Origin of the sequence: Chamaesiphon sp. GL140_3_metabinner_50 (assembly GCF_025361915.1) — a bacterium.
In the GTDB taxonomy this organism is placed as follows: domain Bacteria; phylum Cyanobacteriota; class Cyanobacteriia; order Cyanobacteriales; family Chamaesiphonaceae; genus Chamaesiphon.
On sequence record NZ_JANYJC010000182.1, the window covers coordinates 1 to 12,991 of the forward strand.

A 12,991-nucleotide genomic window follows, 5' to 3' on the forward strand; every position below is an offset into this window, starting at 1 on the left:
AATCCGAATAAACCATCGACGATCGCATCACAACCTGCTAAACCCCGGACATCATCAACAATTTTGACTTCTAAACTGGAAATATAACAGTAATGTTGATTGGTAAGTTCGCTCAGTTGCTCTGATGGTACATAAATAGCAACTTCATACCCTTGAAAATATAACTCGCGGGCAACTACAAGCGCGTCGCCACCATTATGTCCCATCCCAACTAGAATCCCGACTCGTTGATATACAGAACGGGGATACAAAATTTGAAATCGTCGGGCAATTAGTCCTCCCACCTTTTCCATAAGGGCGGCGACAGGCATCCCGGCGGCAAATAGCTTGCTTTCGATTTCCTGCATCTGGGCGGTGGAAACCAACAATCGATCTAACGATCGAGAACGGCTGAACATTAGTTACCTATTTGAGTTATTTATTCGCAACTTGTCGATACATAGCGACGATCGCATCGACTACTTCATCGATAGTGAGACGAACGGTAATAATTTCTACGGCATCAACCGCTTTTTGCAATGGTGAAATTTCTCGCGTGCTATCGATCTTATCTCGTTCGGCGATCGATTGCTCTAATTCTAGCAAGCTTACATCACCTTGTCCGCGATCGCGCAAATCCTGTTGTCGTCGCTTGGCACGTTCGGCTACCGATGCTGTCAGAAAAATCTTGACCTGCGCCTGTGGAAACACATTGGTACACATATCTCGTCCTTCGGCAACGATACCACCCTGCCTGCCGATTTCTTGCTGTTGCTTGACTAAAGCCACTCTGACTACTCCCAATGCAGCGATCGTCGATACCTTACTCGTCACTGCCAATGTCCGAATTGCTTCAGTTACATCGACATCATTCACCACAACTTTGTCTTTGGTCAGCACGATCTTTGCTCGATCTACCAACAGGGCAATGTTTGGCTCGTCATCGAGGGCTAGCTGGGCTTCTAGCACCAGCCAAGTAATTGCGCGGTACATTGCGCCACTATCGAGAAACAACAGCCCCAGTCGATCGGCTACAAGCTTGGTGACAGTTGATTTTCCCGCACCTGCGGGGCCATCGATCGCGATAATTGGCAGTTGGGACATTGGGGAGGGGTTTGAGTGTGGGTGTGTGGTTTCGGCTCCGCTCAACCACCGGGGGTTATGGGAAGTAAGGAGTAAGGAGTAAGGAGTAAGGAGTAAGGAGTAGTTCTGTTTCTTTTATTCTTTACCAAAACCTAAAGCCTAAAACCTAATACCTAAATTAGCTGATGATAATATTATCGATTAGACGAGTATTTTCGATGCGTCCGGCGATCGCGAGTAGGGCTGGCTCATTGAGTTTGTCGATCGGTTGTAGGGTTTGAGGATCGACTATTGCTAGGTACTCTAGTTGAAATGCTGGGACGGTACTTAATGCGGTGGTGACAGCGGCTAAGAGTTTCTCGGTATTAACTTCGCGGAGATCTGCTAATTTTTGGGCTTGTTGTAAACTGTGATAAATGATGGCTGCTTGCGATCGTCCGGTAGGCGACAGATATTGATTGCGAGAACTATGTGCTAAACCCGAATCGGCACGCAAAGTCGGACAACCGATGATATCGACAGGAAAATTGAGATCTGCGACAATGCGGCGGATAATGGCTAATTGTTGAGCATCTTTTTCACCAAAATAGGCGCGATCGGGTTGTACGATGTTGAGTAATTTAGTGACGATCGTTGCCACACCCTGAAAATGTCCCGCACGCGTCGCTCCGCACAAACCACTCATCATCATTGGCGGGGGGATGACTTGAGTGAGTGTATTGTTGATGCCCATACTGACAGGGGTAGGCACAAACAAAGCATCGATACCTGCTGTTTCACAAATCACCCGATCGATTTCCAACTGACGCGGATAGCGATCTAGATCTTCGTTTGCGCCAAATTGAAGTGGATTGACAAAAATACTGACAATCGCCAAGGTATTTTCCCGTCTAGCTCGATCGATCAAACTCTGATGTCCCAAGTGTAACGCTCCCATCGTCGGTACGAACCCGATCGATTGGGAGCGGTGGGATTGGAGATAATGACTGAGTTCGTTGGGAGTGGTAAACAGCGGCAGATTCATCGTAAGTCAGTCGTAAGTCATAAGTCGATCGATTTGATGGACGATAACAAGGTTATAAATTCAGTTTAAAATCGATAACCTGTTACGCATCCTTACCGAAACATACTGCTTACGGAGTTTTCTTCATGTACCCGCCAGATGGTTTCGCCAAGTAAATTAGCGACAGATAACACCTTTAGTTGCGGAAACCGCTGATGTTCTGGCATCGGGAGGGTATTAGTGACGATTACTTCTTCAAATACGCCACTGGATAGTCGTTCGATCGCTGGTGGTGAAAATACGGCATGGATCGCGCAAGCATAGACTTCACGCGCGCCTTGTGCCCGGAGAATTTTGGCACCTTCAGAGATCGTACCGCCCGTATCGATCATGTCATCTACGAGGATGGCAGTTTTACCTGCTACATCACCGATCACATTCATGACTTCAGCCACGTTGTGTGCCTGACGGCGTTTGTCAATGATGGCTAATGGTGCATCATTGAGCTTTTTGGCAAAAGCGCGCGCGCGGGCAACACCACCGACATCGGGCGATACAACGACGACATCTGGTAGATTTTTGCCGAGCAAATAGTCAATAATTACGGGCGAACCGTAAATATGATCGAGTGGGATATCGAAATAACCTTGGATTTGCGATGAGTGGAGATCCATTGCCAAAACGCGATCGGCACCAGCAGTAGTAATCTGGTTGGCGACGAGTTTAGCGGTAATCGATTCCCTTCCTGCCGTCTTGCGATCGGCACGAGCGTAACCATAGTAGGGGATAACGGCGGTAATCTGCCGTGCGGAAGCCCGCCGACAGGCATCGATCATGATGAATAGTTCCATCAAGTTATCGTTGACTGGGTGACAGGTGGGCTGAATCAGGTAAACATCGCAGCCCCGAATTGATTCTTGGATCTGGACGTAAATTTCGCCATCAGCAAACCGCTTGCGAATCATCGGACCGAGATCGAGTCCCAAGTAACGGGCAATTTCCTGAGATAGTGGGACATTAGCATTACCAGAAAACAGTCGAAGACGACTGTTGTCACTAATCGAGGGGATTGTGGGAAGCGTCAAGGTAGCAGAACGAATCACAACAGCAAGTGCTATATTTTGCAAGGCAATTCTAACACTCTCACCCCCCGATCTGTCATTTAAATATAAAAGAATTTTAATTTCATGCTAATTTCGTTACATCATGTTACAAAACAAGTTAACGCTGATGAATTGCCTGAGATTTATTTTCGACCTATTCGCCAGGTCTAGATCGGTATGAGCTGTCAGTTTCTGCTAGAATGTGTGGAAACCTCTACATTTAGAATCGTGTCTTCTCAGAGGGGGAAGATACAATATAAGGCAAGCTGCTCTGAAAAAATCTAAATAACTTACCGTAATATCGCCAAGATTATGACCAACTCTCAAGAAACCAAAATGACTATGGAAGACCGGATCGAGCAGGCACGCGAATCTGCTCATCAGGCTGGCGAAAAATTTGGTAAAACTTCTCCTGAATTTGCCGTAGCGATGGAAATCCTAGAAGAATTACATCAAGAATCAGGACACCAACGCAGTGCCCAACCTAAAAATTCCCTAGAACGTTTCTGTTCGGACAATCCAGAATCCCCAGAATGTCTACTCTACGACACTTAAATCGGTTGAGCTTGACAGTTGAGAACCGATAGCTACAAGGCAATTAAACCGATAAATGCGATCGAGGCGTGAGTAAATCTCATGCCTCGATTGCGTTTGGGGCTAACTTTCTGACAGATAGCTTAAATCGGGCAACTGCGGAATAATCCCCCCAGGATTGAGGGGAAATAAGTTGCTATAATAATCTTGCAAAATAGTCGGAAAATTGCAGGTAGCCGCCACACCAGGCAACTGATAGATTTTGGTCGTATAGGCTTGAAGCTGAGGATAATCGCGGATTTGCCGTCGGTTACACTTAAACAGGTTGTGGTAGACCAAATCGAACCGAATCAGAGTGGTAAATAGTCGCACATCGGCAAGAGTAAGCAGATTGCCACAGAGATAGTCTTGAGTCTTCAGCAATAGCTCGATCGAATCGAGTGTCGCAAATAATTCGGTGTGCGCCTTATCGTAAGCCGCCTGTGTTTGGGCAAAACCGCAGCGGTAGACCCCGTTATTAACCGTTTGGTAGGTTGTCTCATTCCACTGGGCGATCGACTCTTGGAGGTCAACTGGAGCCAGATCTAATTCGGGATGTTTGGCATACTCATTAAATTCGGAGTTGAGGATCTCGATAATTTCGGCACTTTCATTATTAACGATCGAGTACGTCTCGGTATCCCACAGCATTGGGACTGTCGATCGACCCTTATAACCCGGTTGTGCGAACCGATACAATTGAGCTAAAGTCTGACAATCGTGTTCCGATTTTGGTAATGTCCACCCACCAGCATTGGCATCGCCTTGAAGTACGACAATCTCGATCGCATCTTCCAAGCCTTTGAGAGCGCGAACTACTAATGTCCGATGCGCCCACGGACAACTCCAGCCGACATACAATTGATAACGACGCGGCTGTGCTGAATATTTGCCCTCGATCCGGTTGCGGAACTCACTTTGCGGTCGCTGATATTCACCGCGATCGTTTGGTGGTGCCAATTGTGACATCATTAGCTGCCAAATTTGCGTCCAAATAGATCGACCTGTTCGCACGATCCAACTCGGTGGGATTGCCATAATGATTGAGTAATGGGGTATGAAATATCTGCGGTATTTGAAAATGTTTGCCTAATCAAACTCGACGAATTACTCGCAAAATGAGAGGATGAATCGATCGGTCGTAAAAGTACGATGCATCTAATCTCCATTAGTCGGCTTCGACTCGATCTAGCTCGATATGCTAATGAGATCGAACTCTGGAAGAAAAAAAATCTACAGATTGCTCGTTACTCTCATCGAGATCTATGAGTCACAACAGTATTCAATTGCGGCATCTTCTCTAGTGGAGGTTCTACAGCACATTATGGAATACAGTGGTTTAAAACAGTCAGATTTAGCAGAGATTACGGGCGCATCCAGCGATGTTACTTCTGATATTGTCAATGGAAAAAGGACGATTAGTAAAAATCAGGCTAAAGCATTAGGACAGAAATTTTAAATTTCACCTAGTCTGTTTATTTAAGGCTGATTTAAATAGTTTGATTAATAACTAGCTTGCATAGCATTCGCTCGATTATTTATTTTAGATACTATCCCAATAAGTATAGTGAGCTAGTTAGTAGGATGAATCGAACTAGCTCAAAAACTATCCGAGATCGCATCTTTAATCAATGACAATCGGCGGTACTACTCCGGTGGGAAAAGTTTGTCGAAATTCTGCCATCAGATCGTCCATTTCAATTAGGGCTTGTTCGACATCTAACGACAGCGTACCTAGTGTCAGATCTGCCTGAAATTGTAACAACAAGACTCGTTTACTCTCAACCTGTGCGATGCGTTCTTGTAAAGCTTGTGCGTTCATCATAAATTTATAACTGATAAGCGGTGGATGGGAGTAAGAAGTAAGGAGTATGGGATAAAAGCTGGAACGCAGTTCCAAAGCCTAAAACCTAAAGCCTAAAGCCTAAAACCTAAACCCCTAATTCTTTGAGAGCGGCTAAATATTGAGTATCTGCGGCTGTGGCTGCTGATTCTAGGGAGATTTCTGGAGTGGGGACGACCCGATCGGGCGTGATGCCCAATTTATGAATATCATGATGGTTGGGAGTTTCGTACTTAGCAACGGTAACGGCTAAACCGCTGCCATTGGGTAGATCGAATAGAGATTGGATCAAACCCTTCCCAAAAGTCTTAGTACCGATCAGCTTGGCTCTGCCATTGTCTTGTAAGGCTCCTGCCAGAATTTCACTAGCACTAGCACTACCTTCATTTACTAGTATAGCCAGTGGTGCATCGGTGAGGGCGGTACCAGTGGCATCGATCGAGTCGATCGCACCCCGCCGATCGACAGTGTAGACGATCGTGCCTTCGTTCAACCATTGACGGGCGATTTCGACCCCAGCTTGCACCAATCCGCCAGGATTGTTCCGTAAATCTAGCACGTAACCGATCGCGCCTTGTTGTTTGAATTTAGTAATATTATCGCCCAATTCTTTGGCGGCTTTAGCACTAAATTGCGATAAGCGCAGATAGCCAATTTTACGACCGTTTTCGGTATGGAGTTCGGCAGTGACTGGATTAAGCTCGATTTTTTGGCGGATTAAAATAACTTCGCGGGGAGACTTATCGGCAGTTTGGATGAGGAGGCTGACATTGGTACCCATTGCCCCGCGCATTCTGACAGCAGCGGTATCGAGCGTTAATTCTGTTGTCGGAATCGCATCAATTTCGACGATCGTGTCATGGGGCAAAATTCCGGCTTGAGCGGCTGGAGATCCGGCGATCGGGGCAATCACCTCAATTTGCTGGCTACCCGCCTTCACGCCGATTTGCAAGCCCACTCCAGACAATTCTCCGGCGGTGTTCACCTGAAGAGAGCGATATTGTTCCGGACGCAACAGTCGGGTAAACGGTTCGTCAAGACTGGCAATCATTTTGGTAATTGCGGTGTATGCGGCTTCCTCATTCGGAATTTGCTGCTTGAGAGTGCGATCGCGAGTTACCCACCAATTTTGATGATTGAACGTGTCATCATAATAAGCCCGATCGATCGTCCGCCAAGCTTGCAGAACTAATTGTTGCTCCGACGTGAATGCGACTGCTGGAGTTGTTCCCCAGAGCCAAAATAGAGCCACTTGCAGACTCAGAATCCAACCAAACCAAAAACTAGCTCTCACGATCGGTACCACTCTTCTTTAGAGGTGTGTTAAATTTTGTAGAGGTAATATGAGTGACCTGCAACCAAATATTACTAAATTAAACAATTTTAGGCATATTTGGTATGAGTAGCGATGTACCATCCTCCTACTTGGCAACATAGCACATGTTACCCCGCCATTATTTAGAGCCATTGGGATCTAAATCCTACTGGCGTTATAATATATAACACGACACTAGAGAGCAGAACGGCACCCGTCAATGTTTACCAAGCAAGTCACAAATAGTAAAACCTTCCAATGGTTTGACGAACGTCTCGAAATCCAAGCACTATCCGACGATATTGCTAGCAAGTACGTTCCGCCTCATGTTAATATCTTCTACTGCCTGGGTGGAATCACACTAGTATGCTTTGTGATTCAGTTTGCTACAGGCTTCGCGATGACTTTTTACTACTCGCCGACTGTAGCTGATGCTTTCACTTCCGTTGAGAAGATCATGACCGAAGTTAACTTTGGTTGGTTGATTCGTTCGATCCACCGCTGGAGTGCCAGCATGATGGTATTGATGATGATCCTCCACAGCTTCCGCGTGTATCTGACTGGCGGTTTCAAAAATCCTCGCGAACTTACCTGGATTACTGGAGTTATTCTGGCAGTTCTCACTGTCAGTTTCGGTGTAACTGGTTACTCCCTACCTTGGGATCAAATCGGTTATTGGGCAGTCAAAATCGTCTCTGGTGTACCCGAAGCAATTCCTGTAGTTGGTGTCGCAATGGCTGACCTTCTACGTGGTGGTTCTAGTGTCGGTCAAGCAACATTGACTCGATACTACAGCCTACACACCTTCGTGTTGCCTTGGTTGATTGCAGTATTTATGTTGCTGCACTTCATCATGATTCGCAAACAAGGCATCTCTGGCCCCTTGTAAGTAGAATCATTAGGGTGGAAGAGACGTAATAGTCGATTCCATCCTTGAGACATGAATAACTAAAACTTACATCCTTATTTACTATGTCAACCATCAAGAAACCGGATCTCTCCGATCCAGCTTTGAGAGCGAAACTAGCTCAAGGCATGGGTCACAACTACTACGGCGAACCAGCTTGGCCGAACGATCTGCTTTACATCTTCCCTGTCGTGATCTTTGGTACGATCGGTTGTTGTACTGCTTTAGCAATTCTCGACCCCGCTTTAGTTGGCGAACCTGCAAACCCATTTGCAACCCCGCTCGAAATTTTACCTGAGTGGTACTTGTGGCCTGTATTCCAATTGCTGCGCGTATTACCTAACAAATTGTTAGGAATCGCTTGCATGGCTGGCGTACCATTAGGTCTGTTAATTATTCCGTTCTTGGAAAATGTTAACAAGTTCCAAAACCCTTTCCGTCGTCCAGTTGCAATGGCAGTATTCCTCTTCGGTACTGTCTTCACCATCTATCTGGGTATCGGTGCCACCTTACCGATCGACACCTCTTTAACTTTAGGTCTATTCTAGACTGAATTTAATTTTAGCCGCGATCGCCCATCTAGTTTCTACTAGGTGGGCTTTTTTAAGGACTATGATTGACAGGCAAAACAGCAAGGTCTTAAACTAAGAATATAAATTAGTCCTTAAAACAGGGTCTTCAATTCGAGATGGCACAAGCAAAATTTACGCTGGAGCAATCACACATCGATTTTCTAGAACAATTTAAAGATCGGGGTTTCAAGGATAAAAGCACGATCGTTCGCTTGGCATTAGATCGACTAGTAAAAGAACTAGAACGAGAAGAACTAGTTAGATCTGCGGACTTGTATGCCGAATTATATAAAGAAGATCTCGAACTCCAGCAGCTTACAGATGCAGCGCGGGTAGGTTGGCCACAATGAGCCTACATCGAGGACTAATTATTGATGTAGATTTAGAACCCACAAAAGGCTCGGAGACAGGTAAAACTAGACCTTGCATTATCGTTACCAATAATATCTATAACGATCGAGTACCTGTAATTCAAGTCGTACCATTAACGGCATGGAGCTTGAAGAAAAGCAAAATTAAAACTAATATTGCCATCATTCCATCCTCTTTGAATGGATTAAGCAAACATTCAATTGCTGATTGTCTTCAGACGCATCCCATCGACCATCAAAATCGGCTCGTAGCCATTAGAGGGGAAATAGAGTTAGAAATGATGGAAAAAATTAACCAGGCTCTAAAAGTTATTTTTGACTTAATTTAGGCAATTTTATTTACCTTGTAAATTATGAGCCTTATAAAAAGTTTCTAGACTGTTAATATCGCCAACAAATCGCCAGTGCCAAGGTTCGTAGCTGACTTTTTGAATGTTATCTTTGGGAAAAGATAGCTCGAAACTGTAAGTAGCGGCATTAGCTTTAAGCCACTGATAAGCAGGTGTAGTTTCAAAATTTTGATTGAGATTAGTGGCAGATACAGCAGCATCGCCGACATCGATCGCATAGCCAGTATGATGTTCGCTATACTTTGGCGGCGCGCTAACTTCAGCACGTTTGGTCGGTTGTTGACCCCGTGCGGCTCCAACGCCAAAAAATAGGCGTTTTTGATCTTCAACCGATCGAAATGCAGAAATGGTGGTAATATTCACACCACTAGATCGAGCCGCCGCTACCATTGCTTGAAATTTAGCCGCCGCAGGTTTTCGCAAGCGATAGCCGCCACCAATGGAGACTAATTCGGCAGTGGGAGCTTCAGTATAAGGGAGATGATTTAAGACGTTATCGGTATTATTCTGGGGCGAACTCGGAGCTGTGGCTGGAGTGGTGGTAGGATCGACATTAGGACTAGCGATCGGGATCGGGGTCGATCGATCGCGCGATGTAGTTACCAAGTTAAATGCCGTAATACCCACCAAAAATAGCCCGACCCCAAGGGCAATGCCACCCAAGGGCAACGCGCTCACAGTAGTGCTGGTAACCCGATTAGATGGAGTTTTATTACCATCCCGCAAGGCTGCTGGAATATCCTCGGCTTTACCTAGAGGAGCCGATTCATTTGCCGATCTAGACCGATCTGAGTTACTCAACTGCTACTTCCGATTGCGACTTCTTGCATTTTGACATAAGTTGACGATTAGCGATAACAAATTCTCAGCCGCAGCATTATGGTAGTAGTTGCGTCAAAATGTAACCATTAGTGCCATTATGCTAAGAATAGTCCATTTGGCTAATGACATTTTAAAATGTTACCAGCCATTCGTTCCCGATCGGGCGTTGAGATAGCTAATCTCTGGGTAACTTGCTATCCCCGAACACTAACGACACTTGCTTTAAGCTTGGTGCGTTTCGATCTGCGTGCGGAGCAGTTAACGTGTCGAATTGTGCGTCTGAAACGGTTTAACAAAACTTCCTATGTTTGCCAGCCTACCCTCAAACTTTCAAGTCCTAATTATTTACAACCCAGCAGCAGGGCAGTCGTCCGATCTCAAGTCTACACTCGATCGAGTGGCAAATTTGTGGCGCGATCGGGGGTGGCAAGTTCAGATTGCTGCTACAACTGCCCCTGGAGATGCCACCACTAAGGCTCAACAAGCCGCACAAGCAGGCTATCATGCCGTCATCGCCGCCGGAGGTGACGGCACAGTTAATGAGGTCATGAATGGCTTAATTGGCACCACTACCGCGCTGGGCACATTGCCACTAGGGACGGTAAATATTTGGGCGCGAGAAATGGGTTTATCGATGGATATGCTCAAAGCCGCCGAAAGTATGAGTAAGTCGGAATTGACTCAAATTGACGTTGGTATTGCTGGAAACCGTTACTTCTTGTTAATGGCAGGAATTGGTTTTGATGCAGCGGTGACGGCAAGTATATCTAGTGTAGAGAAAAAACGCTTGGGCGCGATCGCCTATGTCAAGCAAGCAATTCAGCTCGCCTGGAATTTTCGCGGCGTGAGTCCGAAATTACGGATCGACGGCAAGCGGGTGCGGGGTAAAATTTTGATGGTAATTATCGGTAATAGTCAACTTTATGGCGGTGTGGTTAAGTTTACCGCCCATGCGACGATCGATGATGGACTATTAGATGTGTGCGTAATTAAAGGGCAAGGCATGTTGTCGGCACCCCGACGGTTGATTTCTATTTTTGCCCGTCACTACAATCGCGATCCGCTGGTGCAATATTTTCAGGCGCGACAAATCGAAATTCGCGGCAAACGCGGCAAGGTGCTTCCGGTACAAGTCGATGGCGATTATTTGGGCAAAACACCGATGAATTTTCGGGTAGTGCCTAATAGTCTGTGGATTATGGTACCGCCAAATGCCGATAGATCTCTGTGGCAAGCGGCGAGGGGGTAGGAGGAGTAAGGAGTAAAGAGTAAGAAGTAAGAAGTAAGGAGTAAGAAATAGGGGGCTGAGAAGATTAAAACTCGATTCCCTAGTCCCTATTCCCTAAAAAACCAGGAGGTCTCGATCGAACGATCGAGACCTCCTGGGGGGTTAAAATTCAACTAAATTACGATCGACTCTTTTAAGCCTCGTCTGGAGTGGTTACTTCTGCTGAAGTCTCTTCAGTTGCAGTTTCTTCAGTAACTTCTGGCTCGGCTTCTTTGAGCGTGGGAGGCTTGGCTTTGCTGGGTTTGGGGCCTCTCATTAGGGCGAGATTTTCTGGGGGTTTAGATTCTTCTCTTTTATTTGAGTCTCTTCTGCCACCACCTTTTTCACCACCACGGCTAGAACTACTCTTCTTGCTGGGGGTTTCAGCAGATTTGGGGGTACCGTCACTCTCAACAGGTGGATTTTGACGATCGGCTTTCTTGATTGGACGGTCTACCATTGTTTGGGTTTGAATTACTACTAATATTTTAACTGGTCGGGGGGCGATTTCTGTGACTCGTCCGCGCGAACAGAACTGCAATCTACTTTACAATAGTTCCCCTACCCGCGCGCTGGCGATCTTTTTCATTTACATTACTTTGCACAAAGTTGATTTCTGGGTACTCTTTTCCCTATACTCAGAACCGATGCAAAATAGATTAGAACGAATCGAATCAGTAAAAGCAGGCAGTCTCGGCGGGATTGTCGCCGGGATCGGCTATGGTTTGACGATCGCCATCGAGCGATATATTTTATCAAACTCTGCTCGATCGTTGGTAAGTCTAGGTCTAGAAGCAGCCATCGCAATCGTCAGTGGCTTTTTATTCGGCGTTACTTATCGTTATATCATCCGTGCCGATCGTAACGACCATCTCAATTCTGGTGCGGTTTTAGCTTTTGGTTTGGTACGCGGTTTAGCGAGTGTCGATGTATCCAAATTTGAATTAGCCCAAATCTGGATAGATGCCTTAATAGTGGGCAAAAGTATTTTGATGTTTGAGATCGCGCGGTATGCGATCGATTATGCTCTGGCTATAAGTTGGATTTTACCATTTACACAAAGAAGCCAGCAAGAATCAAGTAATATTAATTTGGCAGAATCGACGCTACACGAACGAGAGATTGAGGAGGTTGTTTAGGGTTGCTATTTAACAATATTTTCCCGATCGCCATCGACCTCCTGAAACAGATGAAGCCCAAAATTTTCGGTTCTATTTCATGCGATCGAAACAGGGTCGGTTGTGCGCACTAATAGCAGCTTACATGTGCATGTTTTTTGAGCTGCTCCGCAAAAAAATGTTCGTCAAAGAACATTTTGAAAAAAATAGGTATATACCAACCTAAGAGCGATTTTCTCGATGAAATGCTACTCGAACGATACCTGAATTAGATAAATAATTTTATTCCCACAATCTTCGTCCTTGGCGAGTATATAGTCGATCGTGGGTATCGGTTAATAATTGGGGAATATTCAAATCTTGCGGACAGCGGGGCAAACAATCGCCACACTCATTACACCGATTGGCTTTTGTGCCTGGAAACCAATGTCCGGCATTTTCAAACATCTGATAGCGATACTTGCCATAATCGGTCATGTCGTAAGCAACAGTCAGGTTTCGCAGTCTCAATACTTCAGGTATATTAATCTGGGCGGGACAAGGCAAACACGCATGACACTGACTGCAAAGATCGGTATTCAGGCTAGTTTGTAATTTTCGCTCTAATCGATCGATAATATCCAGTTCGACTATATACTCGCCAAGGACGAAGATTGTGGGAATAAAATTATTTATCTAATTCAGG

General features: G+C 45.6%; 16 protein-coding genes and 2 pseudogenes. 8 read left to right on the top strand and 10 right to left on the bottom strand.

Features of this window, described 5'->3' with window-relative positions:
• From Q0R35_RS09180 to Q0R35_RS09195, 4 genes and pseudogenes are all read right to left on the bottom strand, one after another.
• Positions 1 to 398, bottom strand: a 398-nt coding sequence (locus Q0R35_RS09180; RefSeq protein ID WP_295616537.1) for an NAD(P)H-hydrate epimerase, incomplete at its 3' end; no start/stop codon positions are given.
• A gap of 16 nt (positions 399 to 414) precedes the next feature.
• A pseudogene (gene cmk, locus Q0R35_RS09185) lies at positions 415 to 1,071 on the bottom strand ((d)CMP kinase); the annotation flags it as partial.
• A 169-nt stretch (positions 1,072 to 1,240) separates the two neighbouring features.
• Complete coding sequence (gene panC, locus Q0R35_RS09190; RefSeq protein WP_295616543.1) at positions 1,241 to 2,086, bottom strand: pantoate--beta-alanine ligase; 846 nt, start codon at positions 2,084 to 2,086, stop codon at positions 1,241 to 1,243.
• Positions 2,087 to 2,178: 92 nt separating this feature from the next.
• Positions 2,179 to 3,168, bottom strand: coding sequence for a ribose-phosphate pyrophosphokinase (locus Q0R35_RS09195; RefSeq protein ID WP_295616546.1), 990 nt, complete (start codon positions 3,166 to 3,168; stop codon positions 2,179 to 2,181).
• A 312-nt stretch (positions 3,169 to 3,480) separates the two neighbouring features.
• On the opposite strand from Q0R35_RS09195, the gene Q0R35_RS09200 reads away from it, so the two are divergent.
• Positions 3,481 to 3,723, top strand: a complete 243-nt coding sequence (locus Q0R35_RS09200) for a Calvin cycle protein CP12 (protein ID WP_295616549.1) — start codon at positions 3,481 to 3,483, stop codon at positions 3,721 to 3,723.
• 102 nt (positions 3,724 to 3,825) lie between these two features.
• Here the strand turns inward: Q0R35_RS09200 and Q0R35_RS09205 are convergent, their stop codons facing one another.
• Complete coding sequence (locus Q0R35_RS09205) at positions 3,826 to 4,779, bottom strand: glutathione S-transferase C-terminal domain-containing protein (RefSeq protein ID WP_295616551.1); 954 nt, start codon at positions 4,777 to 4,779, stop codon at positions 3,826 to 3,828.
• 286 nt (positions 4,780 to 5,065) lie between these two features.
• Here Q0R35_RS09205 and Q0R35_RS09210 point away from each other — a divergent pair, with 286 nt between their 5' ends.
• Positions 5,066 to 5,200 carry a hypothetical protein gene (locus tag Q0R35_RS09210; protein WP_295616554.1) on the top strand — a complete coding sequence of 45 codons (135 nt, stop codon included), beginning with the start codon at positions 5,066 to 5,068 and terminating at the stop codon, positions 5,198 to 5,200.
• Between the two features lie 165 nt (positions 5,201 to 5,365).
• On the opposite strand, the gene Q0R35_RS09215 is transcribed toward Q0R35_RS09210, so the two are convergent.
• Both Q0R35_RS09215 and ctpA read right to left on the bottom strand, forming a co-directional pair.
• Entirely contained in the window at positions 5,366 to 5,566 is a 201-nt protein-coding gene (locus Q0R35_RS09215; protein ID WP_366944854.1) for a hypothetical protein, read from the bottom strand.
• A 106-nt stretch (positions 5,567 to 5,672) separates the two neighbouring features.
• Positions 5,673 to 6,881 (bottom strand): carboxyl-terminal processing protease CtpA, encoded by a 1,209-nt coding sequence (gene ctpA, locus Q0R35_RS09220; protein WP_366944855.1) that lies wholly within the window; start codon positions 6,879 to 6,881, stop codon positions 5,673 to 5,675.
• Between the two features lie 238 nt (positions 6,882 to 7,119).
• Between ctpA and petB the strand changes: the two genes are divergently transcribed.
• From petB to Q0R35_RS09240, 4 genes are all read left to right on the top strand, one after another.
• Positions 7,120 to 7,788, top strand: a complete 669-nt coding sequence (gene petB / locus Q0R35_RS09225; RefSeq protein WP_295616559.1) for a cytochrome b6 — start codon at positions 7,120 to 7,122, stop codon at positions 7,786 to 7,788.
• Positions 7,789 to 7,871: 83 nt separating this feature from the next.
• Positions 7,872 to 8,354 (top strand): cytochrome b6-f complex subunit IV, encoded by a 483-nt coding sequence (gene petD / locus Q0R35_RS09230; protein ID WP_295616562.1) that lies wholly within the window; start codon positions 7,872 to 7,874, stop codon positions 8,352 to 8,354.
• Positions 8,355 to 8,494: 140 nt separating this feature from the next.
• Positions 8,495 to 8,728, top strand: a complete 234-nt coding sequence (locus tag Q0R35_RS09235) for a hypothetical protein (RefSeq protein WP_295616565.1) — start codon at positions 8,495 to 8,497, stop codon at positions 8,726 to 8,728.
• Positions 8,725 to 9,078, top strand: a complete 354-nt coding sequence (locus Q0R35_RS09240; RefSeq protein WP_295616568.1) for a type II toxin-antitoxin system PemK/MazF family toxin — start codon at positions 8,725 to 8,727, stop codon at positions 9,076 to 9,078. Before Q0R35_RS09235 ends, Q0R35_RS09240 begins: the two co-directional genes overlap by 4 nt.
• Before the next feature lie 6 nt (positions 9,079 to 9,084).
• Here Q0R35_RS09240 and Q0R35_RS09245 read toward each other — a convergent pair whose 3' ends face one another.
• Positions 9,085 to 9,900, bottom strand: coding sequence for a D-alanyl-D-alanine carboxypeptidase family protein (locus Q0R35_RS09245; RefSeq protein ID WP_295616571.1), 816 nt, complete (start codon positions 9,898 to 9,900; stop codon positions 9,085 to 9,087).
• A gap of 325 nt (positions 9,901 to 10,225) precedes the next feature.
• Between Q0R35_RS09245 and Q0R35_RS09250 the strand changes: the two genes are divergently transcribed.
• A complete protein-coding gene (locus Q0R35_RS09250; protein ID WP_295616574.1) occupies positions 10,226 to 11,170 on the top strand; it encodes a diacylglycerol kinase family protein in 945 nt (314 codons plus the stop codon).
• Positions 11,171 to 11,342: 172 nt separating this feature from the next.
• On the opposite strand, the gene Q0R35_RS09255 is transcribed toward Q0R35_RS09250, so the two are convergent.
• Entirely contained in the window at positions 11,343 to 11,648 is a 306-nt protein-coding gene (locus Q0R35_RS09255; protein WP_295616577.1) for a hypothetical protein, read from the bottom strand.
• Between the two features lie 187 nt (positions 11,649 to 11,835).
• Between Q0R35_RS09255 and Q0R35_RS09260 the strand changes: the two genes are divergently transcribed.
• Positions 11,836 to 12,327, top strand: coding sequence for a hypothetical protein (locus Q0R35_RS09260; RefSeq protein WP_295616580.1), 492 nt, complete (start codon positions 11,836 to 11,838; stop codon positions 12,325 to 12,327).
• A 261-nt stretch (positions 12,328 to 12,588) separates the two neighbouring features.
• Here the strand turns inward: Q0R35_RS09260 and Q0R35_RS09265 are convergent.
• Positions 12,589 to 12,924: pseudogene (locus Q0R35_RS09265) on the bottom strand (4Fe-4S dicluster domain-containing protein); the annotation flags it as partial.
• Positions 12,925 to 12,991: the final 67 nt, after the last annotated feature.

Coding starts and splice junctions, on each gene's coding strand:
- Q0R35_RS09235 (WP_295616565.1), top strand. CDS start 8,495: ATGGCACAAGCAAAATTTACGCTGGAGCAATCACACATCGATTTTCTA.
- petD (WP_295616562.1), top strand. CDS start 7,872: ATGTCAACCATCAAGAAACCGGATCTCTCCGATCCAGCTTTGAGAGCG.
- Q0R35_RS09260 (WP_295616580.1), top strand. CDS start 11,836: ATGCAAAATAGATTAGAACGAATCGAATCAGTAAAAGCAGGCAGTCTC.
- Q0R35_RS09255 (WP_295616577.1), bottom strand. CDS start 11,648: ATGGTAGACCGTCCAATCAAGAAAGCCGATCGTCAAAATCCACCTGTT.
- Q0R35_RS09200 (WP_295616549.1), top strand. CDS start 3,481: ATGACCAACTCTCAAGAAACCAAAATGACTATGGAAGACCGGATCGAG.
- panC (WP_295616543.1), bottom strand. CDS start 2,086: ATGAATCTGCCGCTGTTTACCACTCCCAACGAACTCAGTCATTATCTC.
- Q0R35_RS09205 (WP_295616551.1), bottom strand. CDS start 4,779: ATGGCAATCCCACCGAGTTGGATCGTGCGAACAGGTCGATCTATTTGG.
- Q0R35_RS09210 (WP_295616554.1), top strand. CDS start 5,066: ATGGAATACAGTGGTTTAAAACAGTCAGATTTAGCAGAGATTACGGGC.
- Q0R35_RS09250 (WP_295616574.1), top strand. CDS start 10,226: ATGTTTGCCAGCCTACCCTCAAACTTTCAAGTCCTAATTATTTACAAC.
- Q0R35_RS09215 (WP_366944854.1), bottom strand. CDS start 5,566: ATGATGAACGCACAAGCTTTACAAGAACGCATCGCACAGGTTGAGAGT.
- Q0R35_RS09240 (WP_295616568.1), top strand. CDS start 8,725: ATGAGCCTACATCGAGGACTAATTATTGATGTAGATTTAGAACCCACA.
- petB (WP_295616559.1), top strand. CDS start 7,120: ATGTTTACCAAGCAAGTCACAAATAGTAAAACCTTCCAATGGTTTGAC.